The organism is Rhodococcus sp. P3_B8 (assembly GCF_056402775.1).
Genome location: NZ_JBFUGT010000093.1, coordinates 1 through 23,723, shown reverse-complemented (window position 1 = coordinate 23,723; position 23,723 = coordinate 1). Strand labels below are relative to the sequence as shown.

Annotated in this window: 19 protein-coding genes and 4 pseudogenes; 7 read left to right on the top strand and 16 right to left on the bottom strand. The window is 61.8% G+C overall.

The genetic code is table 11. From position 1 onward, the window contains the following. Window positions 1-330, top strand: a 330-nt coding sequence (locus AC1D1G_RS24475; RefSeq protein ID WP_477954041.1) for a N,N-dimethylformamidase beta subunit family domain-containing protein, incomplete at its 5' end; no start/stop codon positions are given. Window positions 331-559: 229 nt separating this feature from the next. After that, complete coding sequence (locus AC1D1G_RS24470) at window positions 560-727, top strand: hypothetical protein (protein WP_477954040.1); 168 nt, start codon at window positions 560-562, stop codon at window positions 725-727. A gap of 95 nt (window positions 728-822) precedes the next feature. Here AC1D1G_RS24470 and AC1D1G_RS24465 read toward each other — a convergent pair whose 3' ends face one another. From AC1D1G_RS24465 to AC1D1G_RS24420, 10 genes and pseudogenes are all read right to left on the bottom strand, one after another. Beyond that, window positions 823-3,075: a molybdopterin-dependent oxidoreductase gene (locus AC1D1G_RS24465; RefSeq protein WP_477954038.1), complete on the bottom strand. Its 2,253-nt coding sequence runs from the start codon at window positions 3,073-3,075 to the stop codon at window positions 823-825. A gap of 68 nt (window positions 3,076-3,143) precedes the next feature. Continuing rightward, window positions 3,144-4,202: a LamG-like jellyroll fold domain-containing protein gene (locus tag AC1D1G_RS24460; RefSeq protein ID WP_477954036.1), complete on the bottom strand. Its 1,059-nt coding sequence runs from the start codon at window positions 4,200-4,202 to the stop codon at window positions 3,144-3,146. A 207-nt stretch (window positions 4,203-4,409) separates the two neighbouring features. Next, complete coding sequence (locus tag AC1D1G_RS24455) at window positions 4,410-5,675, bottom strand: MFS transporter (protein WP_477954034.1); 1,266 nt, start codon at window positions 5,673-5,675, stop codon at window positions 4,410-4,412. Window positions 5,676-5,704: 29 nt separating this feature from the next. Then, window positions 5,705-6,133 (bottom strand): annotated as a pseudogene (locus AC1D1G_RS24450) (SRPBCC family protein); the annotation flags it as partial. Window positions 6,134-6,293: 160 nt separating this feature from the next. Continuing rightward, complete coding sequence (locus AC1D1G_RS24445; RefSeq protein WP_477954033.1) at window positions 6,294-6,653, bottom strand: aromatic ring-hydroxylating oxygenase subunit alpha; 360 nt, start codon at window positions 6,651-6,653, stop codon at window positions 6,294-6,296. After that, a complete protein-coding gene (locus tag AC1D1G_RS24440) occupies window positions 6,542-6,970 on the bottom strand; it encodes a Rieske 2Fe-2S domain-containing protein (RefSeq protein WP_477954032.1) in 429 nt (142 codons plus the stop codon). Before AC1D1G_RS24440 ends, AC1D1G_RS24445 begins: the two co-directional genes overlap by 112 nt. 724 nt (window positions 6,971-7,694) lie before the next feature. Then, a pseudogene (locus AC1D1G_RS24435) lies at window positions 7,695-7,958 on the bottom strand (integrase core domain-containing protein); the annotation flags it as partial. 36 nt (window positions 7,959-7,994) lie between these two features. Continuing rightward, complete coding sequence (locus AC1D1G_RS24430) at window positions 7,995-9,218, bottom strand: IS110 family RNA-guided transposase (protein WP_477954031.1); 1,224 nt, start codon at window positions 9,216-9,218, stop codon at window positions 7,995-7,997. 507 nt (window positions 9,219-9,725) lie between these two features. Then, the gene (locus AC1D1G_RS24425; protein WP_477954030.1) at window positions 9,726-10,805 is read right to left on the bottom strand and encodes an IS110 family RNA-guided transposase; all 1,080 of its coding nucleotides are present in this window, start codon (window positions 10,803-10,805) and stop codon (window positions 9,726-9,728) included. Between the two features lie 331 nt (window positions 10,806-11,136). After that, a pseudogene (locus AC1D1G_RS24420) lies at window positions 11,137-11,918 on the bottom strand (IS3 family transposase); the annotation flags it as partial. Window positions 11,919-11,989: 71 nt separating this feature from the next. On the opposite strand from AC1D1G_RS24420, the gene AC1D1G_RS24415 reads away from it, so the two are divergent. The 4 genes from AC1D1G_RS24415 to AC1D1G_RS24400 all read left to right on the top strand — a co-directional run bounded on the left by AC1D1G_RS24415 (window position 11,990) and on the right by AC1D1G_RS24400 (window position 15,456). Then, window positions 11,990-12,508, top strand: coding sequence for an SIS domain-containing protein (locus AC1D1G_RS24415; RefSeq protein ID WP_477954028.1), 519 nt, complete (start codon window positions 11,990-11,992; stop codon window positions 12,506-12,508). A gap of 41 nt (window positions 12,509-12,549) precedes the next feature. After that, window positions 12,550-13,266: a 3-hexulose-6-phosphate synthase gene (hxlA, locus tag AC1D1G_RS24410; protein WP_477954027.1), complete on the top strand. Its 717-nt coding sequence runs from the start codon at window positions 12,550-12,552 to the stop codon at window positions 13,264-13,266. After that, window positions 13,253-13,609, top strand: a complete 357-nt coding sequence (locus tag AC1D1G_RS24405) for an ester cyclase (RefSeq protein WP_477954026.1) — start codon at window positions 13,253-13,255, stop codon at window positions 13,607-13,609. Before hxlA ends, AC1D1G_RS24405 begins: the two co-directional genes overlap by 14 nt. Window positions 13,610-13,776: 167 nt before the next feature. Continuing rightward, window positions 13,777-15,456: a flavin-containing monooxygenase gene (locus tag AC1D1G_RS24400; RefSeq protein ID WP_477954025.1), complete on the top strand. Its 1,680-nt coding sequence runs from the start codon at window positions 13,777-13,779 to the stop codon at window positions 15,454-15,456. A 539-nt stretch (window positions 15,457-15,995) separates the two neighbouring features. On the opposite strand, the gene pntB is transcribed toward AC1D1G_RS24400, so the two are convergent. The 3 genes from pntB to AC1D1G_RS24385 are packed head-to-tail and all read right to left on the bottom strand — an operon-like array spanning window position 15,996 to window position 19,461. Beyond that, on the bottom strand, window positions 15,996-17,417 hold the full coding sequence (pntB, locus tag AC1D1G_RS24395; RefSeq protein ID WP_477954024.1) for a Re/Si-specific NAD(P)(+) transhydrogenase subunit beta: 1,422 nt from the start codon (window positions 17,415-17,417) through the stop codon (window positions 15,996-15,998). Between the two features lie 3 nt (window positions 17,418-17,420). Continuing rightward, on the bottom strand, window positions 17,421-18,950 hold the full coding sequence (locus AC1D1G_RS24390) for a Re/Si-specific NAD(P)(+) transhydrogenase subunit alpha (RefSeq protein ID WP_477954022.1): 1,530 nt from the start codon (window positions 18,948-18,950) through the stop codon (window positions 17,421-17,423). A gap of 40 nt (window positions 18,951-18,990) precedes the next feature. Further along, window positions 18,991-19,461, bottom strand: a complete 471-nt coding sequence (locus tag AC1D1G_RS24385; protein ID WP_477954020.1) for a pyridoxamine 5'-phosphate oxidase family protein — start codon at window positions 19,459-19,461, stop codon at window positions 18,991-18,993. A gap of 498 nt (window positions 19,462-19,959) precedes the next feature. On the opposite strand from AC1D1G_RS24385, the gene AC1D1G_RS24380 reads away from it, so the two are divergent. Beyond that, the gene (locus AC1D1G_RS24380; protein WP_477954019.1) at window positions 19,960-21,183 is read left to right on the top strand and encodes a cytochrome P450; all 1,224 of its coding nucleotides are present in this window, start codon (window positions 19,960-19,962) and stop codon (window positions 21,181-21,183) included. Window positions 21,184-21,259: 76 nt separating this feature from the next. On the opposite strand, the gene AC1D1G_RS24375 is transcribed toward AC1D1G_RS24380, so the two are convergent. The 3 genes and pseudogenes from AC1D1G_RS24375 to AC1D1G_RS24365 all read right to left on the bottom strand — a co-directional run bounded on the left by AC1D1G_RS24375 (window position 21,260) and on the right by AC1D1G_RS24365 (window position 23,404). Further along, the gene (locus tag AC1D1G_RS24375; protein WP_477954018.1) at window positions 21,260-21,889 is read right to left on the bottom strand and encodes an MBL fold metallo-hydrolase; all 630 of its coding nucleotides are present in this window, start codon (window positions 21,887-21,889) and stop codon (window positions 21,260-21,262) included. Continuing rightward, a pseudogene (locus AC1D1G_RS24370) lies at window positions 21,886-22,969 on the bottom strand (S-(hydroxymethyl)mycothiol dehydrogenase). The gene AC1D1G_RS24375 and the pseudogene AC1D1G_RS24370 overlap by 4 nt, the downstream one beginning before the upstream one ends. Window positions 22,970-23,047: 78 nt before the next feature. Beyond that, a complete protein-coding gene (locus AC1D1G_RS24365; protein WP_477954016.1) occupies window positions 23,048-23,404 on the bottom strand; it encodes a cupin domain-containing protein in 357 nt (118 codons plus the stop codon). Between the last annotated feature and the right edge of the window lie 319 nt (window positions 23,405-23,723).

Genomic DNA, 23,723 nt, shown 5'->3' with positions numbered 1-23,723 from the left:
GTGAACAGCTGGGGTGCGGCAGGGTTCGAAATCTGCCAGACCAACCCACTGCTCGGAACACCTGAACACACAATGGTTCTCGCAAGCGCCAAGGATTTCGACACAAACGACTGGGCTGTCTTCAGCGAAGAGTTCCAGCTGTCGGCGATTTGGGATGGCGAGATCCGGGCCGATATGGTTCTGATCGAATACCCCAACGGAGGTGCCGTCTTCGGTGTCGGCTCCATAGCTTGGTGTGGGAGTTTGTCGCACAATTCCTATGACAACAATGTCTCCCGCCTAACCGAGAACGTATTCCGAGGCTTCGCGTCCGAGAACTTGCCTATCTGATCCACCTGGTCTGATCCGGTCGGAATCCGCCCCCCGCAACATATTGCGAGGGGCGGATTCATATGCTGGTCTGGGATACCGGGTCGGAAGAGTGCGGCTAAGAAGTTTGATATTCGGTCTCGGCAGCGGGGCCGGACCGACATCCGCGTCTAGGTAGCTAGCTACCTAGCTACCTAGCCGATCGCACCACCCGCGAGCCGCTGGCCCCTATGAGGCCAGCAGTCCCGTAATGGGCGCGGTGGTCGACGCCTGCAAGGAACACGGCATCCTGCCATTCGCCAATTTCAACAGAACCAATGCCGTGCCTCACTGCTCGGTCAGCGACGCCGAGATCGCCGAGGGCCTGGTAGCTCCCGATGCGGCACTCGACGAAGCGCATTCGCACCTCGTGCCCTGACCTGCTCGGTCAGCACACTGGTTCGTCCCGCGGTCGATGGCGCCCGCGGGACGAATCTGTCCCCCACTCTGCGCCGACGAGTAAGACCTCCCGGGCTACCCGCTGTCGGGCTCGAGCAGGGGCGGATCGAATATCTTCACCGGCGGCGGTGTCCCGGCATACGCTTCCAACTCCACCAGTGTGTTGCCCGGGCTCGGGCCCTGCGCCAGTCTCGAGGTGCCGGTATCCATCGTCAGCACGTTCGGGTTGCCGTGGCGGCACAATGTCCCACTCACACCTGGTTGTTCGGGGTCGAACCAGGCGCCGGTGGCCAACACCACGACACCCGGTCGGATGTCGTCTGTCAGCACTGCGCCGGCCAGACATGCTCCGCGATCGTTGAAGATCCGCACCACCTGCCCACTACTAATATCCCGCTCCTGCGCGTCTCGGGTGTTGATGAGCACCGGCTCTCGGCCCGCCACCTTCGACTGTTGGCTGTGACGCGCATGGTCGAGCTGACTGTGCAGACGTGTCTTCGGTTGGTTGGACAATAAGTGCAACGGGAACTCGGCAGCACGCGCACAACCCGCCCACTCTTCGGGCTCCAGCCACACCGGATGCCCCGGGCAGTCGTCATAGCCGAACCCTGCGATGGTCTCGGAGAATACCTCGATCTTGCCCGACGGTGTCGGCACCGGAAAGCGCTCCGGATCGGCGCGAAGTCGTGAGAACGACCAGTCCGTTACTTCCCCTGGTTCGGGAAGGTCAACTGATCCGGCGCGCCAGAAGTCCGCAAAGTCCGGCAGACTGACACCTTCGCGTGTCAATTCTTCCTTTGTCCGGGCGTACAGTTCGCGTACCCAATCGTCAGCTGACCGACCTTCAGTGAATCGATCGCCGTACCCGAGTCGATGCGCCAACGCGGCGAAGACGTCGAAATCTGTGCCGACGCCCGGCGGTGTGTCGCGCACCCTGTGCATCGCGGCCAGGGTCAAATCCAATTGACCGATAGCAATATCGTTGCGCTCCAGCGATGTAGCGACCGGAAACACCACATCACTGAATCGTGGCAGCGGTGTCCACCACGACTCGTGCGTGATCACTGTCTCGGGTTGCCGCCATGCGCGCACCAAACGGTGCAGATCCTGATGATGGTGAAACGGGTTGCCACCGATCCAGTAGACGAGCCTGATGTCCGGATAGCATTGCCGCGTTCCGTTGTAATCGAACTCTGCGCCCGGGTTCAACAGCATGTCCGCCACCCGGGCCACGGGGATGCGCTGTGCAACTTCGTTTCGCCCCTGAGGCAGCGAAGCAACTCTCGGCCGGCGGGACCTCACACCGATCTGCGAAATACCCAGTCCACCAGCGTATCCGCCGCCGAGGCGGCCCATCGAACCGGACGCCGACGCCAGCACCACTCCCATCCAGTGCGTCTGCTCCCCGAAGCGTTGGCGTTGAAGCGACCACGAGACGTTGATCGTAGTCCTGCGAGTTCCGATACTTCGCGCCAACCGGCGGATGGCCGCGGCGGGCACATCGCAGATCGACGCGGCCCATTCCGCGGACTTCACCTGACCGTCGGCAGAGCCCTCCAAATATCTCCAGAAGACCGGCCACCCCGTGCAACACCGATGCAGGAAGTCCAGGTCGGCGAGACCTTGCAGAACGAGTTCGTGTGTCAAAGCCAGCATCAAGGCGAGGTCGGTGGCCGGGCGCAGCGACACCCACTCCCCGCCGAGTGATTCTTCGATATCGGTGCGCTGCGGTGAGACGTTGACGAACTCGACTCCAGCATCGCGACAACGCTTTTGCCAACTCGGCTGCACGTGTTCACCGATTCCACCCGCGTTCGCAAATGCGTTCTTCGGCGCCATGCCGCCGAACGACACCACCAGCTGCCCGGCTTGCTCGATCTGGGGCCAGGTGACACCTCTCTCTGAGAATGCCCACGAGCTGCCGCCGATGACATGAGGCAGGATGACCTCCATCGCCCCAGCGCTGTAGGAGTTCACCGAGTCGGTGTAACCGCCGCCAAGCCGGAGAAAACGATGGATTTGGCTCTGCGCGTGGTGGAATCTACCGGCACTCGCCCAGCCGTAAGATCCTCCGTACACCGCGTTGTCACCGCTACTTTTCCGTACCCGTGCCAACTCGGAGGCGACCAGGTCGAGCGCGGTGTCCCAATCTACTGTGACGTACCCATCGGCCCCTCTGCCCGAACCGGAGGGAACCTCACCGCGACGCACCGCCTCCAGCCACCCTCGACGGACCGCCGGCGCTGTGATGCGCAGCGGACCATCGTGGGCGTCGGCATAACCGTCCTCCAAGCGGTTGGCATCGCGACCGAGCGGCTCGAGCGTCACACCATTGTCCCCGAGTACCGCGTACCGTCCGTAATGAGTTGCAGTCCAGCTACTCTCTCGCTTGTGCATCACGGCGTCGAAGTACCGGTCCCCGCAGTGACGTGGAGAGCGTATATCCCGCTCGGAAGTGCCGGCGGTATCTTCAATTTGACTGACTTTTCCCACTTAGCATCAGACAGATCATCATCATGAAAATGAACTGCACCGTACTGATGAGGAGCGTTCCTCCACGAGGTTTCCGTCCCGTCCCAATTGCGACCCGTCGCCGCACGCATTGGCATATTCACAGCGTGGCCATGAAAACCGTTCCCTGAGGAGTCCGTGTTGGACCACGTACCGATTCCTTGGGGAAAATCCCATTTTGCTATGACGGGGATATTCAGAATGTCTGAGTTGGCATCCCGATGCGTGACCAGTTCGTGCTCGCTCAAAGCCACGTTATAGGAGTGAGGAGCTTCGATCTTCCCGTTATAGAAATTTCCTACAACGGGTTCGTTGTCGTCTAGCATTTCCTCGCCACCGATAAGTAGATCACTTGACGATGTGGGAACCCCAGAGGCAGCTCCCCGCGCTGTTTCAGTCATTTTCGGCCGTGTCGATTTCTCTCGCTCTAGGGGTAGTCTCATCTCGTTGACCTGTGCATCGTATACGGCACTCACAAAGTGCCACATGCGCGTCTCGATGCGCCCGTGAAGAGTCAATTCATTGTTACCGACAGTCAATCTGAGATTGCCGTCTTCTAGGCGGAGTGCGACGCCTTGCACGTCAGGTCCGCGTTGCGAGAACAGCGTCTGTGAGCGCTTTTCTGGAGTGGTGGGCCACATCCACAGTTGAATAGTAAAGCTGCTTGATAAATCCATCTCATCCCGGTGGGGAATCCGAATGTACGATCCTGGGAGCAGGACCTGTTCAATACCTTTGTGATCCCCATCCAGTGAACTAGGGATGTATTCCGATTTAAATCCGGGACTGAGGGGACTGTCGTCGCCATGGAACAACCGCACCACTTCAGCGTGGTATGTGTCAGAATCGGTACTGACCATAAAAGCGATCTCATCGTCGCGCTCCACGCTTAAACGGTCACTGTAACCAACAATGTTCATGCTCAACTCAAGTTCCTTCGTCATCGTTTTTGCTACCAATATCCGCCCGGGGCTCCGACATCTGTTCTCACTCGGCGAAACGATTCATCGCAGTAGTTTTCACGCGACGCTCGTGGAGCAGATTTGTGCTTTCGAGTGCCAGGACACTCACCTGTTGGCGGTCGTAAACAGCTACTAGACCGCAGTTTTAGAAAAGAGTCATTCATTGGACGAGTTGGCGGACTAGCGCACTCAAATCGTCGTAGTCGCTTGGCGTGGGGAATCTCCTACTGCGTTTACAGTGGGATCGAGGATTCCGTCTTGGCCGGAGGTGATCGGCTCCCGCCTGAAAGCCTGCGCCACTCCACATGCCAGAAGCGTCACTACCGTAATAGCTACGAACCCGGCTGCATAGCTTCCGGTCGCATCTTTAATGCTGCCCAGCGCGAATGGATAGCCGACACCGCCAATGATGAAACCGGCACCCAAGACGAACCCATTGGCCACACCGGCGAATTTCATTGGTACCGAGTCTACGGCGGACGCCAAACTTACCACCTCGCCAGCGATCAGCCCGATTCCAACTAGGGAGATAAAGAGATAGACAAGGCCAAATGTGCCGCTAACCAAGCAATAACCAAGTCCGGCAATTGAGAGGGCCGATAGAATTCCGGATGCTGGAACTAGAAGAGAACGACGGCGGCCGAGCTTGGGGGCCAAGAACCCTGCACCGAGCGCTGCGAACCCTCCCGCCATTGAGAATAGTGACGAGGTTAAACCGGCCCCCGACTGCGACCATCCAGCCTCCTCCACCAGGATAGTTGGCATCCAACTTGCTACAAGCGAAAAGAATCCGATTGCGGCGACCCAAAATAGCGCGGTTAGGAGGACGTTCCTATTGAGCATGGAACGAAAGACGTCGCTCTTCGAATGGTCGAGTTGTGCCGTCGCATCCGGGCTGGAGTCTATAGTTGATTGTGGTGCGTTCTTGAGGAAGAAGAACGACAGAATGAGGATGCCGCCGACTATGAGGCCTCCGATTGAGAGTCCGGTTTGCCAGCCGAAGGTCGTCAATATGAACGCGAATCCATACAGAGTAGTTAGCAGGCCAGCGAAACTTCCAGTTTCCATCACGCCCACGGCATGGTCGGTCTTTCCATAGTTTTGAAACCAGGTGACCGCCACGGTGTAGGTGCCGGCCCAGACCAGTCCGACAGCCATGCCGCTGACAAGTCGCGATACTAGTGCCAGACTATAGGTGTCGGCGGACGCAAAGAGGAACTGGCCTATCAGGGCTGCAGCCAGGCCGACAAGGACAACATTCCTGGCGCCCCATCTGCTGCAGGCGGGCCCGGCTAGGAGCATGCAGACGCCCGCAATGAAGGAAGCCATCGACGACAATGCCCCAGCTTGGGCGTAGCTAATCGAAAGGTCGTCGGCAATTACTGACAGGCTCGACGTCCATCCCGAATATGCGATATACCCTCCGATAAGGGCTAGGTACGCCAACGCGAGCATCCACCACTTCTGTGTATGTCGGCTTAGTGTCATCGGCTTCCTCCAGTGTTCGAAATTGTGGGCAAGGCAGGTGTGTTCCCATTAAATGATTCGTCGTTAAAGGTCCAGTAGCAAGCGCGGCGCTTGGTACCGGAGAAGAGATCGGCGCTTTGCGTTTGGCGCGGAGCCAACTGTGGAATCGATAGATTTTCTTGCCACGCTTGGAACTCGTGGATCGTCTTCTCGTGCCGCACGGCAAGTCGCCCGGTGTCGAACCTGCGCGACTGCATACCCTTCTGCCACTGGACGTGGACGGCCTCGTCCTCCTGCATGACGCGTTCCCAGCTCGCGTAGACGTCATCAGCGTTGAATCCCGGCGCTTCCGGGTCAGGGAAGTAGAAGTCCATCCGAATGTGCGTCGAGTCCGGTCGGAGCGGTGTCAGGAACATCGTGAGGACGTAGTCTTGGCTGCAAAAGAACGAGGAGGTTGGGGAACAGCCTGGGAAAGATCATGTTGCCCATGTCCGCTTCGCCGAGCGTGTCGATGACCGGCCGGCCGGCGAAGCCCTCGTCTGAGAAGCTCGCTCCCCCACCGCCGGCCCAGTAGGACGACCAGTTGTCATCCCCGTCGCCGTACTGTTAGATGTCGGACTTGAGGTTCCCCTCTTGAAGGAAGCCGTGCACGTACGGGATGTGGTTGGCCTCGCAGAAACCCTCGTAGACCAGTTTCCAGTTGCTCGGGTACGTATACTCCATGCCCTTCGTCGGCGTCAGTGAGTTATGGGAGTACGGCGCCAGCTTGTCGGCCATACCACCGATGTACGACAGGAGCGGCTCGGCCTGCGCGTCGAGGTTCACGAAGACGACCTGGCCCCATGTGTCTGCCTTCACCGGATAAAGGCCATTCTCGGCCGCGTTGAACTCAGCCACTCCTTCGAAGTCGGGAACGTGCCTGAGGGATCCGTCGAGGCCGTAGGTCCACCCGTGGTTTGGGCACACAAGCTCCGTGCGGTTGCCTGCACCCTCGCACACCAGGGTTCCCGATGACGACAGACGTTGATTGACGCACTCAAGCGGCCCTGCGCAGTCCGGGTCACGACGAGCGGCTCTCCGGCGACGGTGCAGGTGAAGCAGTCACCGGGCTTGGACACCTGGTCGACGCGGCCGACGGCCACCCACGTGCGCGAGAAGATGCGGTCACGCTCAGCGTCGAAGAACTCCTCGGACCGATACCACTCGGCCGGCAGTGCCGAGGCGCGCTCAAGGGGGACCTGGTGGTCGGTAATCGGCGGTGACATCAGGTCCTCGGTTGTCATCAGTCGTCCTTCCTGGAGGTGCGATCGAGTTCTGCTTTGCTCTTAAAGATTGAACCTTCGGCCGCCCTAGCGACATCACCGAAGTGTCAATGAGCGTCGCAGTGCCGATGACAGAACGTAAAAATGTGTTTTCGGTGTAAGAATGAGGAAAAGTCCCAAAGTGCTGCCTCCGGCGGCAGACCCGACGCTACCGATGGCAGCCCACGCAACTAGCTACCCACGTGGACGTGCGCGAAAGGGAACTCGACGCGCGGATAACGGCCGGCAACTATCTAGGATGCACAGGGTGTCGATGGCCGTAGGCGCTGGTTGCTTTGGTGGACATGGCTTGAGGTGTGGGTTGGAACGCTCGGCGCGGCGCACACTTATACCTGTGTCCGAACTGAGCGTTATCGGCATTCTTCGTCGAGGCAGGGTGTTCACATTTCCGCGCGGGGCATCCCTTTTGTTTTTCCACACGCATTTCCGAATCACTTCGCATACGGCAAGTTGCGAACGGCGAAACCAGACTCGGCATGTAATCGGACAGGTTTTCCGGACTTACCCCAGAAGTCAGACTATGGCCAGCACAGCAAACATTCACTAGCCGACTGGCCAGTGAACGCCGGTCGAGTGGCTGGGTGCGTGGGAGTGACGGGGGCGTCAATCTGAACGTCAGCCAGCAACGGCTACTCATGTAGGAGGATAAGGGCCTTACCCCCGGCTTGTGGACACGGGTGGTGGATTACGCGGCGGATGCCAGCGTAGCGGTGTAGAGGGTCTCGTAGGTGTTCGGGGACCGGTGTCCGCACCAGGAGTGCCTCCTTCTGGTGTTGTAGCGGGTGACCCAGCGGAACACCTGGCGCCGACATGTGGCCTCGTCGGACCAGGTGTTCGCGTTCTGGAGGACTWCTCGTTTGAGGGCGGCGTTGAAGGATTCGGCCAGGCTGTTGTCGGCGCTCGTACCGACCATGCCCATCGACTGAGTGACGCCGAGACCGGCGCAGAGGGCATCGGCAGGTAGACATCCCACGCGGGTCAGGTGTCAAGCAGCCGCCGATTGAGGCGGGATCTGCTGGTCGGGCCAGGCGGCGTGGTCGTCCCAGGGTTCGTTGCGTTGCAGACACCACCACATGCGTCCGAGGAGCTTGTTGGCGAGGTTGCGCAGCGCGGCGTTGTGGTGGTCGCCGGCGGCTCGCCGCTTGTCATAGTGGGCACGTGCGCCCGCTGATTTGGTGAGGGTGACGAACGCCCACCAGTGGCAGGCGTCGCCGAGTCGCTTGTTGCGGCCCTTTCGCGCCTTGACGTAGTGCGATCGGCCCGAGGCGCGGGTGATCGGCGCAGTGCCGGCGAACGCGCGCAACCCGTTCGCCGTCGCGAACCGTGCAGGATCGTCGCCGGCCTCGGCCAGGACCCGGGCGGCGAGAATCGGACCGAGACCCGGAGCCGACCGCAGGATCGGCGCGATGGGGTGGCTGTCGAATTCGCGACCCAGCGCATCCTCCAGGCTGTCCACGGACTGCTGCATCGAGGCGATGACGGCGAGCAGGCCGGCGACCGCATGACCGAGTGCCTCCTCGACCTGCGGCGGCTGCCCGAGCGCGGGCGTCTTCAGCTCCCGCAGGAACCGCTCGACCAGGTTCGGGTCGTTGCGTCGGCCACTGTGATGCAAAAGCGCCACAACCTTGCGTCTGGTCAGGGCGCGACCCGATGCCGGGGTGGGCGCCGCGGAGAGCACCGCCACCGCGGCGCGGTGCTTCAAATTTGGAACCGCTTGCAGTGCAGCAGGATAGAACTCCAGCAATACAGAACGTAGTCGGCTGATGGTCTGATGCAGCGCCCAGATCGCCTCCTGGTGCTGACGGGCGAGGGCCTTGATCGCCTGGCCGTGTTCGCTGATCGTCGGCATCGGCCGGTGCATCGCTCGGTCGGTGCGCAGAATATTCGCCAGAATCGCGGCGTCACCCGGATCGGACTTGCCGCCGGCCTGTCCGTGGCGTTCGCGGTAGCGGGCAACCGCACGGGGGTTGATCGGGTATACGGTGAATCCTGCTTCCACCAGGGCCACGACGAGTAGATTCTTGTCGGTTTCGATCGCGATAGGGGTGGTGCCGGGTGCGCCTCCGCTCTCGGCGATTACCTCCAGCAGCGCGGTCAGTCCCGCTGTGCCGGTGTCGATGCGCTTCCGGGCGACGACGGTGCCGTTCTCGTCGACGAGGGCGACATCGTGATGTGCTTCGGCCCAATCGATCCCGCAGTTGATGCTCATGTACAACCTCCTGTCCAGCGGCGTATTCTGCTGTGAGCTCGGGGGGTTGTGCGGCGACCTGATATGTACGCCGGTTTGTCAAGGACGCAGGGCGAGGCGGCGTCCAGGACCGTCGCCGTGGGCGCCGCCTCTGTGAGTCCGGTCGATCTGGGTGGTGGCGAGCGTGTCGGTTTCGACGCGTGGTCAACTCTGATATTCGCGGGTTGGGTACCGCAGGACGGTTGTTCGGCTGGAGTGGATCGCTCGTCTAATGTCGAGCGTGATCCCAACGTACAGTTGAGGATTGCTCAATAGGTCGCTCGCGGATCACTCCCAGGCGCTGCCGTCACCACCGGATGATTCGTCCGGACGTTGTGGGGGTTCCCGTTCCGGTCCTTGCTTCACCGGTCGTCGGCGACAAAGGGGCAAAGGTGGAGTCCCCGCAGCGCAGCGAGGAGAACCGACCTTGCCGCCCGACGAGGTGACGACCACACTCGCAACCGAGGATGCGGAACCGGAACCCGGCTTTCAGGTATCCAGCACGGCCAGTGACCAGCACCAGCCGGCGAGTTCGCGGGCGATCGCGGTGTTCGCCAGTGCGGGGCGTTTGTTACGGGCGTCGAACCCGGCCCAGCGGGCGTGCAGGCGCTGGTTTGCTTGCTGTCCCCGGGCCCGGGCCGCGGGACTGGCCTGCTCCCAGCGGCGCCGCAGCTCCGCCCCGGGGCGATACCGGGGTCGGTGGTGCCAGGCGGCCTCGATCAGCAGTCGTCGGGCGTGGCCGTTGCCGGTCTTGGTGATCGACCCCTGCGAGCGTGTCGCGCCGGAGGAGTGTTCGGTGGGCACCAGCCCGAGGTAGGCGCCGATTGAGCGTCCGGTCAGGCGCTGCCAGTCGCCGATCTCCACGGCCAGCCCGAACGCGGTCAGCGTCGAGACCCCGCGCAGGCAGCCGAGCCGAGTCACGACCGGGGTGTAGTCGCTGTCGGTGGCCATCGCCGCGATCGCCACATCCAGTCGATCTCGCCGGTCCACCGCCGCGAGCAGGGTGTCGTAGGCGGTCTCGTACGCCAGCTGCAGACCGGGTGCGTCGAAGTGCTGGGTGCGCAGCCAGGTGTCGTGCACCTTCGTCCACGCGTGGCCGCCGTAGTAGACGATCCCCTGCCGCAGACGTAGTTTCGAAACCCGATGCCGGGCCGACATCAGATCCCCACGACAGTCCTCGCGGGCACGCACCAGATCGCGGGCCGCCTCCTGCTCGACGCTGGGCACCGCCACCTCGACGATTTGACCGAGGTGCAGCAGACGAGCCAGATGCCGCGCGTCGCGCGCGTCGGTTTTGATCCGATCTCCGGGCGGGCGCTGCAGCTTCGACGGTGCCGCGACCAGGCACTCGATGCCCGCCGCGGTCAGTGATCTGGCCAGCCCGAAGCCGGTCGGCCCGGCCTCGTAGGTTACCGCCACCGGCGTCGGTAGGGACCTGCTCCAGCCCACGATTACACGGTGATCCGGTGTCAATCTTCGCTCGAACAGCTCACCGGTTCGCCCGTCGAGGCCGCAGGCGACCACCGATCGTGCGTGCACATCCAATCCAATGCTCGTACGCTGATTCATCGCTGGGGCCTCCCACATCTTGTGGCTCTACCGGCCAGGACCCGTTTCCTGTCGGCAACCCACGTTCACATGTGCGTGGGGCCTCAGCCCAGCCCCTCATATCGTCTAATGGAAGCGCTCTTCGGCGCGGCATCTCACAAGCCGATCACGTGCCCCAGCGACTGGCAGGGTCACCGTCTACCTTCAGACCTCTCACACAGTCGGTTGCCATCACAGCAGTGATCACCTTCCAGCAGCTCACTGCTCAGACTGCGCCTGGATCGGTAATATCTCAGGGACCTCCCGCCAGTCGCATTGTGCGTGTCGGATCGTTGGTCCGACTCACCCATTATGTGATGTCGCCGACGTACGTGCGGTTCGGTGCGTCGGCGGTGAAGTCCCGCTCGAGCAGGTCGGGCACCTTGTGTTCGGTGGGTTCGGGGACGGTGGTCGTGACGCGTCGTCGGCGTCGGTAGCCGACGATGTCGTTCTCGCGCATCACCCGGGCGACGCGCTTGCGGTTGACCTTGTCGTCCGCAGCAACACCGTCGTTGAGTTCGGCAGTGATCCTCGGTGCTCCGTAGGTGTTGTCCTCGGTGTGGATCACCCGGATTCGTTCGGCCAGCCGCGCGTCGTCCTCAGCGCGAGCGGCCCTTGGGGGCTCTGCGGATTTCCAGGCGTAGTAGGACGAGCGCTCGATCTCGACGAGCTCGCATAACCGCTTCACCTGCTAGGTGTCGGAGTGGTCGGCGACGAAGCGGAAGCGGTTCACCATTTCGTCTCCCCGGCGAAATACTTGGCCGCCTGGCGGAGGATCTCACGCTCGGTGGTGAGCTTGGTTGTCTCCGCTCGTAGGGCAGCGTTCTCGGCTTCGAGGCGGGCGAGTTTCTGCTCGACGGTCTCCGGTGCGTCACCCGCAACGGGCCGCTGGCCGTGCGGCCGTGACGGGGTATGCACCCGGATGCCGTCGACGTGGGTTTTGGTGCCGGTCCCGTATTGATCGATCCAGCCCGTCAGGGTGCCGCGCACGACCCCGAGATCAGCAGCGATACCTCGAATCGTCGCACCCGGCGTGGACTCGTACAACTCGACCGCCTGGCGCCGAAACTCCTCCGAGTAGTTCTTTCGTGACATGACTGAAGATCATCTCGCTTCCCCAGCAGATGCTGGATTCAGCGTGTCCAAGAACCGGGGTCAAGGCCCTAATGACTGCCATCGGCGGGCATCCGCGCAAACTGTTCGGCGATGGACGCCGCGCAGTGCTCGAAGAGACCGATCGCCTACTCAAATCCGTTCCTGGAGTCGATTGGGGCCCTGCGGGACAACTGATTACGTCAGCGCGCAGGATCTTCGTCATCGGCAACGGTCGCAGTGGACTGACCATCCAAATGGCCGCAATGCGTTTGATGCACCTCGGTCTACGCGTCCATATGGCCGGTGAGGTCACCGCACCTGCCCTCGGTGAGGGCGATTTGCTGATTGCGGTGTCGGGGTCAGGCACCACCGAGTCAGTGATAGCAGCAGCGCGAACCGCGAAGAAGGTTGGGGCCACTGTACTTGCGGTTACAACAGCCCCGAACTCAGCGCTTTCGCAGCAGTCGGACGCGGGAAGCCTGTTCGAAAAGTCCGTTCTGCTCGCTTTCGATGCACTGTTCCAATCGCTTTGGAGCAACGACGATCAGTCCGCCGAGAAGCTGTGGAAGCGCCACGCCAACATCTGCTGACCCACTCCCCCTTAAACCGAAACGAACAACAGGAGAAACGAATGACGAAGTTACAGGTTGCCGTCGATCTACTCACCACCTCCGATGCCCTGGCACTGACGAATAAGGTGGCCCCGTACGTCGACATCATCGAGCTCGGCACTCCGCTGATCAAGAACGCCGGTCTCAGCGTCGTAAGTGCGATCAAGGCGGCACACCCGACCAAAGAGGTCTTCGCTGACCTCAAGACCGCTGACGCTGGCTTCCTTGAAGCCGACCTGGCATTCGCGGCTGGCGCTGACCTGGTAACCGTACTTGGCAGCGCCGGTGATGCGACCATCAAAGGTGCTGTTGAAGCTGGACGGAAGCACGGCAAGAAGGTTGTCGCTGACCTGATCGGCGTCGAACACCGTGTCGAGAGAGCACGTGAAGTGACCAAACTCGGAGTTGTCTTCGTAGAAATCCATGCAGGCCTCGACGAGCAGGCCCAGCCCGGATATTCCATCGACAAGCTCCTTGATGACGGGAAGATCGCCGGTGTCCCCTTCTCAGTTGCCGGCGGCGTGAAGGTCGACACCATCGCCGCAGTCCGAGGCGCTGGCGCCGACGTTGCTGTAGCTGGCGGGGCAATCTACAGCGCCGAGGACCCACGCAGCCGCCGCGAAAGCCTTGAAGGACGCGCTGACAAGCAATTTGAACGCTGCACCGGTATTGAGAGAATTGGGCGAAGCTTTCAACGCAGGCGACTGGACGAAACTGCGGCAGATGGTCAGCGATGACGTCGTGGTTGTCGACATTGCTTCGGGCAGCGAAATCTCGAGGGGTGCCGATTCATTCGTGCGTGGTGACCAGAACTGGCGCAACGCGTTCTCGGATTTCGCAGTCGAGATCGTGTCGGTAGTGGGGGATTTCACACATGCGGCAGGAGACTTCATTCTGCGCGGCATTCACTCTGGCCCAATGCCTACTCCATGGGGCGACGTTGCAGCCACGGGTCGGCGAGTCGAACTACCTTTCGCCATGTTTTGCGAGGTCAAAGGCGGCAAAATCACTATGATTCGGAACCATTACAACCCCACACTGGCTATGTCCCAGATCGGCGTCGAACGCAACAAATTCTGAGTGCAGAGCTGGGGACGTCATGCAGACGCTGTCGAGGCGTCTGCATGACGCAATGCCGCGGTGGAGGCCATAAAACCTGACAGGCAGGGTCTGGTGGTAGGAGTCGTCCGGACACAGGATTGTCGTAGAAAGCCGCGTCCGGCGGCGACCAAGAAAGGGTATCGCAAATGGATTCGACCTCCCTTGGGCAGGTTTCACAGGACGGTGCGACTGACGTCGACGCCGTTGTCATCGGCGCTGGTATCGGAGGACTGTATGCCGCTCGCAAACTTGCCGCCGACGGTCTGAGTGTCCTCGGCTTCGATTCTGCCGCCGATGTCGGCGGGGTGTGGCGGCACAACGGGTATCCGGGAGCACGAGTCGATATCGAGGCGTACTACTACAGCTTCTTCGATCCTGAAATCTACCCCAAGTGGCAGTGGTCGATGCGGTACCCACCGCAGCCAGAGCTGTTGGCATACCTGCAGCACTACGCAGACCATTACGGTCTTCGGCAGTTCTTCCGCTTCTCGACTCGCGTGCAGGCAATGCAGTGGGAGCCGCAGACCAACCGTTGGCAGGTGCGCACCGACACAGGCGAGACCGTGTATGCGCGCCATGTCGTGATGGCGACCGGCCAGCTGTCGAAGTCGCGTCAGCTGCCGTTCGCTGGGGTCGAGGATTTCCAGGGTCAGTGGCTTGAGACCTCTCATTGGCCCGACGAGCCGGTGGATCTGACGGGCAAGCGCGTCGCGGTAATCGGAACGGGATCATCCGGTGCGCAGGTAATTGCGGCGATCGCGGGTCAGGTCGAAAGCTTGCACGTGTTTCAGCGCACCCCGAACTATGTGGTCCCCTCCCAGAATTCTCCGATGGATCAGGATCGGTATCGCGAGCTCAGCGAGAATCTCGGCGAGCTGTGGGATCGGGTGATGGAGACCGGGGTCGCGTATCTGGCTCCCACCACCGAGGTGTCGGCCTCGGCAATGACTGCGGAACAGCAGCTGCAGCGTCTCGAAGACCAATGGGCTTTCGGTGGATTGTCGATGACGTTCGCGTTCCCGGACCAGAAAACCGATTGGGAGACCAACGACCTGGTCTCGAACTTCGTACGGCGAAAGATTCGGGACGCCATCGACGATCCGGCGTTGGCCGATAAACTCGAGCCGCGTGACTACCCGATCGGCACGCGTCGCCTGGTGGTCTGCAATGGCTACTATGAGGCGTTCAATCAGGACAATGTTCATCTGGTGGATCTACGTACCGATTCCATCGAGCGGGTGACTGCGACCGGGATCGAGACCAGCGCAGGATTCCATGAGGTCGATGTCATCATCTCCGCGCTCGGGTTCGATGCATTCACCGGCGCACTGGATTCGATCGATATCCGTAATGCGGAAGGGCAGAAGCCAACTGACGGCTGGGAGAGTGGACCGCACGCCTACCTTGGGTTGATGGTGCACGGATTCCCGAACATGTACGTCCTCACCGGTCCGGGATCGCCGTCGGTATTGGTGAATTTCAACGTGCACAACGTTTTTCATGTCGACTACGTGGCGGACCTCATCACCTTCATGGATGAGCATGGTCACGGCTCCGTGGAGGCAACGCGCGAAGCCCAGGATGAATGGCACACCCAGACGCAGGACGCCGCTGACGGGCTGCTGCGTAAACAGGTGAAGAACTACATGGTGCACGTCAACGATGACGGCTCGCGGGTGTTCATTCCCTATTCCGGCGGGTGGTCGAAGTATGTCGATATCGTCACCCGCATCGCCGAGGAAGGCTATTCCGGTTTCACTTTCACCGGACAGCGAGAGCTCGATTCCACAACCGCAAACCGGGCCGCCGCAGCATTGTCTTCATAAATAGCGTCCCGCTGTCACATGCTCACAGGTGTTGCGTGGGTCGGACTTTCAACGTCCACTTCAGCGCACCTGTGAGCATTGGCGTGTGGTCAGTTTGCCGCTCAGCAGCTGCGAAACTCCGGGTCGGAAACGTTGTGTTGGGTGGCGTATCGATCTCTTTGACCCACCGGCTCGAACGAGTTGATTCGAACGGTAGCCGCAACCGGCGCCAACGATGCCGTGCCCAGGTCGGTGCGCCAGCCAGCGTTCGAGGCGATCGCGTTGGCCGACGGCATTGCGCACGCCTGAGGTCCGGCAGCCACGTTCTACGCGGCACTCCCGGCGGCCAACATGAGGGTATTCACAGTTTCGCCGCGTTATGAAGCTTCGTTATGCCCTTGTGAGTCAACGACAATCGTGTGCTCGGCGGCGGGTTCCGCCGAGAGCCGGTCTGTTACTCGCTTACCCGCATTCCACAAGAAACAACTCGCTGGCTGATCGGGATCCACGATCGCAACAGTTCAGGACGACCGTGGATCCCGTATGTGACTGCCCGACCGTTACAGCACTCCGTTGATCGCGTCCACGCGGTCCTTGGCGTCACCGAAGAGCATCTGGGTGTTTTCGCGGAAGAACAGCGGGTTCTGAACGCCGGCGTACCCCGAGGCCATGGAGCGCTTGAAGACGATGACGTTGTCGGCGTTCCACACGGTCAGCACCGGCATGCCGGCGATCGGGCTGCTGGGGTCCTCCGAGGCCGCCGGGTTGACGGTGTCGTTGGCGCCGATGACGAGCACCACCGACGTGTCGTCGAAGTCGTCGTTGATCTCGTCCATCTCGAGCACGATGTCGTAGGGCACCTTGGCTTCTGCGAGCAGCACGTTCATGTGCCCAGGCAGGCGGCCGGCGACGGGGTGGATGCCGAACTGGACGTTGACGCCACGCTCGCGCAGCTTGCGGGTGAGGTCGGCGACGCCGTACTGCGCCTGCGCGACGGCCATGCCGTAGCCGGGGGTGATGATCACCGAACTGGCGGAAGTGAGTAGTTCGGCGGCGCCCTCGGCGGTGATTTCACGGTGCTCACCGTAATCCTTGTCCTCGGCGGGCCCGGCTTCGATTCCGAAACCACCCGCGATCACCGAGATGAACGACCGGTTCATCGCCTTGCACATAATGAAGGACAGGTATGCACCGGAGGAGCCGACGAGCGCGCCGGTCACGATCAGCAGGTCGTTGGACAGCAGGAAGCCCGACGCCGCCGCAGCCCAGCCCGAGTAGCTGTTGAGCATCGACACCACGACGGGCATGTCGCCGCCGCCGATGGAGGCGACCAGGTGCCAGCCGAGCAGCAGCGCCAGCACCGTCACGGCGATCAGGAGCCTCAGCTGCGGCGAGATTACGAACCACACGGTCAGGCCGACGAACAGCGCCAGCGCCCCGACATTGAGGATGTTCTTGCCCGGCAGCATCAACGGCGTCGACTTGATCCGCGCCGAGAGCTTGAGGTTCGCCACGATGGACCCGGTGAACGTGACGGCGCCGATGAACACGCCGATGAACACCTCGGCGGAGTGAATGCCGAGCAGGTTCTGGCCATCGAGCACGGCAGCCTCGGAACCGGCGAGATCACCTTCGACGTGCAGATAGCCGTTCCAACCCACCAGTACCGCAGCCAGGCCGACAAACGAGTGCAGCAGTGCAATCAACTCGGGCATGCCGGTCATCGCAACGACGCGGGCCCGCCACAGGCCGATCGCCGCGCCGATCGCCATCGCGACGATCAGCAGCCCGAGGCCCCACGGCTCGATGTGCCGCGACACCGCGAATGCGATGGTGGCGACCAGCGCGACCGCCATGCCGACCATGCCGAAGGTATTGCCCGACCGCGACGTTTCGTGTTTGGACAATCCGGCCAGGGCCAGGATGAACAGCAGGGCCGCGACGACGTAGGCCGCGGTGGCAGTTGTCTCCAGGGTGAACATGGGTTAGCTCCTTGAGAACATTGCGAGCATGCGGCGCGTCACCGCGAAGCCGCCGAAGACGTTGATGCTGGCGAGCAGGATCGCGACGGCGGCCAGCGACGTGACCAACACATCCCCGTGCCCGATCTGTACCATCGCCCCGACGACGATGATCCCCGAGATCGCGTTGGTCACCGACATCAACGGCGTGTGCAGGGCGTGGTGTACGTGCCCGATGACGTAGTAGCCGATCACGATTGCCAGCGCGAACACCGTGAGGTGCACCTGCAGCGCGGCAGGGGACAATGCGATCAGCAGGAACAGCACCGCGGCGGCGGCGAACGTGATGCCTCGCCGGCGGCCCGCCGTCATAGGTTCCTTGACGGGCTTCGCCCGGACCGGCGCGGCCGCAGCTGCCGCCGGGGTTGTGGACACCTGCACCGGGGGTGGCGGCCAGGTGATCTCGCCGTCGTGCACGACGGTCACCGACCGCTGCACCACGTCGTCGAAGTTCAGCGTCAGCTGCCCGTCCTTCTCTGGGGTGAGCAGCTTGAGGAGGTTGACCAGGTTGGTGCCGTACAGCTGGGAAGCCGTCGCCGGCAGTCGACCGGCGAGATCGGTGTAGCCGATGATCGTCACGCCGTTGTCGGTGACGGTGGCCTGGTCTCTGACGGTGCCCTCGACGTTGCCGCCGTTGGCTGCGGCCATGTCCACGATGACGCTGCCCGGTTTCATGCAGGCGACCATCTCGGCGGTGATGATGCGGGGGGCCGGTCGGCCGGGGATCAGTGCGGTGGTGATGATGATGTCGACGTCGCCGGCCTGTTCGGCGTACAGCGCGGCCTCGCGGGCCTTGTAGTCGTCGCCCATTTCTTTGGCGTAGCCGGTTGCCGAAACGTCCGCTGCCGCGGGGTCGACGTAGAGGTACTCCCCGCCGAGGGACTTGACCTGGTCGGCGACTTCGGGGCGCGGGTCGGTGGCCCGCACGATGGCGCCCATACTTCCCGCCGCGCCGATCGCGGCCAGGCCTGCCACGCCCGCGCCGACGACCAGGACCTTGGCCGGGGGCACCTTGCCTGCCGCGGTCACCTGCCCGGTGAAGAATCGGCCGAAGGCATGCGCGGATTCGACGACGGCCCGGTATCCGGCGATGTTCGCCATCGACGACAGCACATCCAGCGACTGCGCCCGGGAAATGCGAGGGACTGCGTCCATGGCGAGCACCGTGATCGGGCGGGATGACAGCTTTTCGACCAACTCGGGATTCAGCGACGGTGAAATCAGGCTGACCAGGGTGGCGTGGTCCCTCAGCGCGGCGATCTCGGCATCGTTCGGTGCGTTGACTTTCAGGACGACATCGGAGCCCCATGGGTCCCCGATCTCGGCGCCTGCCTCGATGTACGCGGCGTCGGAGAAGCTGGAGTCCTCGCCCGCGCCGGATTCGACGACGACGGAGTAGCCCAATGCGAGCAGTTGGACAACGGTCTGCGGTGTGGCGGCGACACGCGTCTCATTCGCCTGAGACTCGCGCGGAATTCCGATGGTCGTCGTCAAAGCCCGACACCGCCCGGGATCGCGATGCGCTTCCCGATCATCATTCCCGCTCCCCGGTCGCGGCATCGGCAGAGGCGGGTTCGATCGACTCCTTGTTGTAGTCAACCGAGTTCCAGACTTTGGGGCGCATGGTGATCAGTACCGCGTCCTCGGTGTAGTTCGCATCGAGGTAGGCATCCATCTCGTCCTCGGACACATAACGTTTGACGATGGGAATCACGCCCTCTCGGGTGACACCCTCGCGGATGGAAGCAGGACCGCCGACGGACACGAACTGATAGGGCCAGATGTCGTGGTGGACTGTGAGGGAGAATCGACCGGCCGCTCGGATGAACCGTTCTTTCATCGATCCGAGTTCGGTCCAAATTTCGAGATCGCCGGTTTCGTCGAGGCGGTACCAGATCGGGACGGTCAGTGGTGGCTTGTCCGCCCGCTCAACGGCGATGACGGCGACGTGGCTACGGCCCAGGAACTCGATTCGTTCGGCCACTGTCATCTTGAGATCGGTCATGGTCGCGCGTTCCTATTCGAAGATGTGAGGCGCCGACGGGGATGCAACACTGCGAACCCCGTCGGCGCCGATTGGATTCAACTGTGGGGCGACGGCGAGAACTCGACGATGGCCTACATATCGGTGCATACATGCGCTGGACGCACGTACCGATGTGCGCTCCACGAAACGTGGGGACTGAGTCGATCAGATCGGCGGAAGTCCTGCGAATCGCATGAGGTTGGAACTCGACAAATCTTCGCACCCAGTCAACAATCGGTCTAGCAACATATTCCGCCCTGTAGCGTTCGGAAAATTCGACTGGTCAGGGCAGTCCAATATAGGTGGCTCGTGAAGACGAGTGCATCTCTGATCGCACACGTCCGCGTGGACCTTCGATCCATGTTGCCCTCGGGCGGAATGCGACAATTCCGACGGTGACAAGGCGTCAGGTCCATCCGGTCAAACAATTGCATTACGTCTAGTGTGCCCGCGCGCTCAGGGCAGGAGAATTTCGTCATGATCCCCATCACGCCGTCTCATGAGGGCGGCCCCAGTGCAGGCCCTTCTACTGCGCCGGACCAGACGGAGCTGCTGCCGTTCTATCGCGAAGAGCTTTTCGACGAACCGTACCCGCACTTCCGCCGGCTCCGAGACGAACATCCCGTCCTCCATCTCGAGGACGGCACGTATGTGGTGTCGCGATACGATGACGTCTCCGCACTGCTGAAACACACGAAGAGTTCTGTGCAGCAACTGGATTTCGGATCCTTCGAGATTTTCCACTCGACCGTGATCGGCATGGATGCACCTACACACACCGGTCACAGGAGGCTCGTCAACAATCTGTTCACGCCCAAATCGGTGCGCAGTTGGATGGCCACCACGGCCTCATTCGTCGAGCGCGCGCTGTCCGAGGCAGAGGCGACGCGGCAGATCGAGGTGGTGCGCGAACTGTGTCTCGTTCCAACGCACGCAACGATGTGCGCCATGCTGGGGATGACCGACGAGCATGCCGATGAGGTCCGTCATCACACATACGAATTCGCTCGGGGATTCGGCATCGTCGCGACCGAAGACGATCTGAGGGCCGGGGCCGAGGGCAGTGCGTGGCTGGAAAAATACTGTGTCGAAGAGATAGAGAAGGCTAGCCGTGAGCCCCGACCGGGTGTCATCGCCGCCTATCTCGAGGCCGAAGAGCGCGGTGAGATGACCAGGCGGGAAACAACGGCCAGCATCATGCTCTTCCTGGCGACCGGCCACTTCTCGACGGTCACGCTCGCTGCACATGGCTTAGAACGATTGGCCTCGGACCCCGAGCTTTTCGCTGCGTTCCGTGACGATCCCGCGGTTCGACCCAAATTCATCAACGAACTGCTCCGGTTCATCGCTCCAGAGACCGGGGTTACGCGCATGACACTCGAAGAAGTGGAGTTGGCCGGGACCGTTATACCCGCCGGCTCGACGGTCTACGTGCTCCTCGCATCGGCCAACCGCGACGAGCGCGTCTTCGCAGACCCCGACCGCTTCGACCACACCCGCGATACCCAGCGTCAGCACCTTTCTTTTGCCGCTGGACTGCATTCGTGCATGGGGCAGGTCCTGGCACGCCAATCGACCGACACGATTCTGACGGCAGTGACGCAACGATGCTCCCACATCGAGCTCGCTGGCGAGCCCGAGTACAACAGCATTCAGCATGCGCGGCAATGGAAGACGCTGAACCTGCATCTGACCTTCTGAAAACCACTGTCAGGCATCGATGGAAGCCTCCCGGCGCACCGCGCCGGGAGGGTTCCATCGGCTCTCGCCAGCCACGTCAGTGGCCTCGTACCACCCAATCGTCGTAGGTGACGATCTCGTCGCCGATCCTGGTGGTCTCACCGTGACCGGTGTAAACAACGGTGTCTTCGGGCAAAGTGCCAAGTCGTTTACGAATCGAGTCGAGGATGGTCGGGAAGTCGGAGAACGAGCGACCGGTGGCTTCGGGTCCACCCTGGAAGAGAGTGTCTCCGGAGAAGACGGCGCCGAGTTCGGGGGCGAACCAACACACCGAGCCGGGCGAATGCCCGGGTGTATGCAGGCCGACCAGTTCGATTGAGCCGGCGCGTACTGTCACGCCGTCTTCGACGGAGTTGAATTCTTCACCGGGGTACGTCATTTGCCACAACATGTGATCGGCGGGGTGCAGCAGAACCGGGGCGTCGAGGGCACGGCCGAGCTCAGGGGCGACGGTGACGTGGTCGTTGTGGCCGTGGGTGCAGATCACGGCGACGACGTTGCGCCCCGCTACGGCATCGATGATGGGTTGCGCAGTGTGGGCGGCGTCGAACACCACGACATCGGAGTCGTCACCGACGACCCAGATGTTGTTGTCGACGTCCCAGGAGCCGCCGTCGATCTCGAACTTTCCGGATGTCACGACTCTCGTCACATGGCTGGTGCTCACAAGATCACCACCGAACGCAGGATCTCACCGGCGTGCATCTTGTGGAAGGCAGTCTCGATGTCGTCGAGGCCGATACGTTCGGAGACGAATTTCTCGAGCGGCAATCTCCCTTGCAGGTACATGCCGATCAGGGTGGGGAAGTCGCGCTCCGGTAGGCAGTCGCCGTACCAGCTGGACTTGAGCGAGCCACCGCGTGAGAAGAAGTCCACCAGCGGCATCTCCAGCGTCATCGTCGGGGTGGGCTCCCCGACCAGGAGGACGGTGCCAGCCAAGTCGCGCGCGTAGAACGCCTGCTTCCAGGTCTCGGGGCGGCCAACGGCATCGATGACGACGTCGGTACCGAAGCCGCCGGTCAGTTCTTGAATCGAGGACACGACATCTGTATCTGCCGCATTTACCCTTTGTGTAGCACCGAATTCTCGGGCCTGAGCCAATTTCTTGTCATCGAGGTCCACGGCGATGATGGTTGGCACCTACAAGCGCAGCGCCGGCGATAGCGGCATCACCGACCCCGCCGCAGCCGATGACGGCGACGGTGTCGTCACGATTGATTGCACCGGTGTTGATGGCCGCGCCAATGCCTGCCATCAGCCCACACCCGAGCAGTCCGGCCACCGCCGGGTCGGCTCGAGGATCGACCTTGGTGCACTGACCTTCATGGACGAGAGTCTTTTCAACGAACGCGCCGATGCCCAGGGCCGGGGACAGCTCGGTCCCGTCGGTCAGAGTCATCTTCTGGGTGGCGTTGTGAGTGTCGGAACACAGGTGGGAGCGACCGCGCTTGCAGGCGCGACATTGCCCGCACACCGCACGCCAGTTCAGGACCACCAAATCACCGGGCTCGACGTTGACGACACCGCCGCCGATCGCCTCGACTGTACCCGACGCCTCGTGGCCCAGCAGGAACGGATAGTCATCGTTGATGCCGCCGTCCCGATACGTTAGGTCTGTGTGGCACACCCCGCAGGCGATGACCTTCACTACCACCTCGTTCGGCCCAGGATCCGGAATCACGATGTCGGCGACCTCGACCGGGGCACCCTGAGAACGAGAAATTACACCTCGCACTGTCTGGCGCATTGACGAAAGTCTCCACATTCTTTTGATTGCGTCGAGTTTTGACGCCGCCTTGCTGGTGCGTATACGACCTCGTCGAGGTCAGAAAAGCGTGTACACCTTCAGCACCGTTGCATGAAGTTCCCACACACCGCTCCAACCCTTCGGGAAGATGGCGCTGTCACCGGATGCGAGTTCGAGAGGTTGGCCACCATCCTGGGTCACCGTCATTCGGCCGGAGAAGATCGTGAATGACTCGTTGGTCTCGAACGTCCAGTGTGACAGGCCAGGGGCACATTTCCAGATACCGACTTCGAGTATTCCGTCTCCGGACCACAGCTTCTTGCCCTCGGTGGCCATTGGTGCCCCTGTTGCTTCGGGCAGCGGACCCCAGTCGTCCAATGTCACCGAGTTGGGTTCGGGGATGACGGCCGCGCTCAACGGCAATGTGTCTGACATGATTGCGTTTCTCCTTCTATCACGTGTAGGGGGTGGTTGGCCCGTGGCCTCATACTTCGGCGGCTGCGAAAGTCTCGTTGGCCCAGCTGGTTGCTATGTCGCAGGGATCGAGTCCGCTGTCGGCGTCGTGGCGCCCGGTCTCGCCGATCTGCGTCGCCCCTAGGGCATGTCTCCCAATAGTTTGAGCCATTCGACGATGCCGGCGAGGAGGAATCCAGCCCGGTAAGTCAGGGCAAGCTTGTCATACCGGGTTGCCACCGCTCGCCACTGTTTTGCCTTGTTGAAGGCCCTTTCCACCACGTTGCGGCCCTTGTACGAC

Excerpts from the sequence above, each read along its gene's own strand:
- AC1D1G_RS24470 (WP_477954040.1), top strand. The coding sequence starts at position 560 with ATGGGCGCGGTGGTCGACGCCTGCAAGGAACACGGCATCCTGCCATTC.
- AC1D1G_RS24460 (WP_477954036.1), bottom strand. The coding sequence starts at position 4,202 with ATGACGAAGGAACTTGAGTTGAGCATGAACATTGTTGGTTACAGTGAC.
- AC1D1G_RS24455 (WP_477954034.1), bottom strand. The coding sequence starts at position 5,675 with ATGCTCGCGTTGGCGTACCTAGCCCTTATCGGAGGGTATATCGCATAT.
- AC1D1G_RS24440 (WP_477954032.1), bottom strand. The coding sequence starts at position 6,970 with ATGACAACCGAGGACCTGATGTCACCGCCGATTACCGACCACCAGGTC.
- AC1D1G_RS24430 (WP_477954031.1), bottom strand. The coding sequence starts at position 9,218 with ATGAGCATCAACTGCGGGATCGATTGGGCCGAAGCACATCACGATGTC.
- AC1D1G_RS24425 (WP_477954030.1), bottom strand. The coding sequence starts at position 10,805 with ATGAATCAGCGTACGAGCATTGGATTGGATGTGCACGCACGATCGGTG.
- AC1D1G_RS24415 (WP_477954028.1), top strand. The coding sequence starts at position 11,990 with ATGACTGCCATCGGCGGGCATCCGCGCAAACTGTTCGGCGATGGACGC.
- hxlA (WP_477954027.1), top strand. The coding sequence starts at position 12,550 with ATGACGAAGTTACAGGTTGCCGTCGATCTACTCACCACCTCCGATGCC.
- AC1D1G_RS24405 (WP_477954026.1), top strand. The coding sequence starts at position 13,253 with ATGGTCAGCGATGACGTCGTGGTTGTCGACATTGCTTCGGGCAGCGAA.
- AC1D1G_RS24400 (WP_477954025.1), top strand. The coding sequence starts at position 13,777 with ATGGATTCGACCTCCCTTGGGCAGGTTTCACAGGACGGTGCGACTGAC.
- pntB (WP_477954024.1), bottom strand. The coding sequence starts at position 17,417 with ATGTTCACCCTGGAGACAACTGCCACCGCGGCCTACGTCGTCGCGGCC.
- AC1D1G_RS24385 (WP_477954020.1), bottom strand. The coding sequence starts at position 19,461 with ATGACCGATCTCAAGATGACAGTGGCCGAACGAATCGAGTTCCTGGGC.
- AC1D1G_RS24380 (WP_477954019.1), top strand. The coding sequence starts at position 19,960 with ATGATCCCCATCACGCCGTCTCATGAGGGCGGCCCCAGTGCAGGCCCT.
- AC1D1G_RS24365 (WP_477954016.1), bottom strand. The coding sequence starts at position 23,404 with ATGTCAGACACATTGCCGTTGAGCGCGGCCGTCATCCCCGAACCCAAC.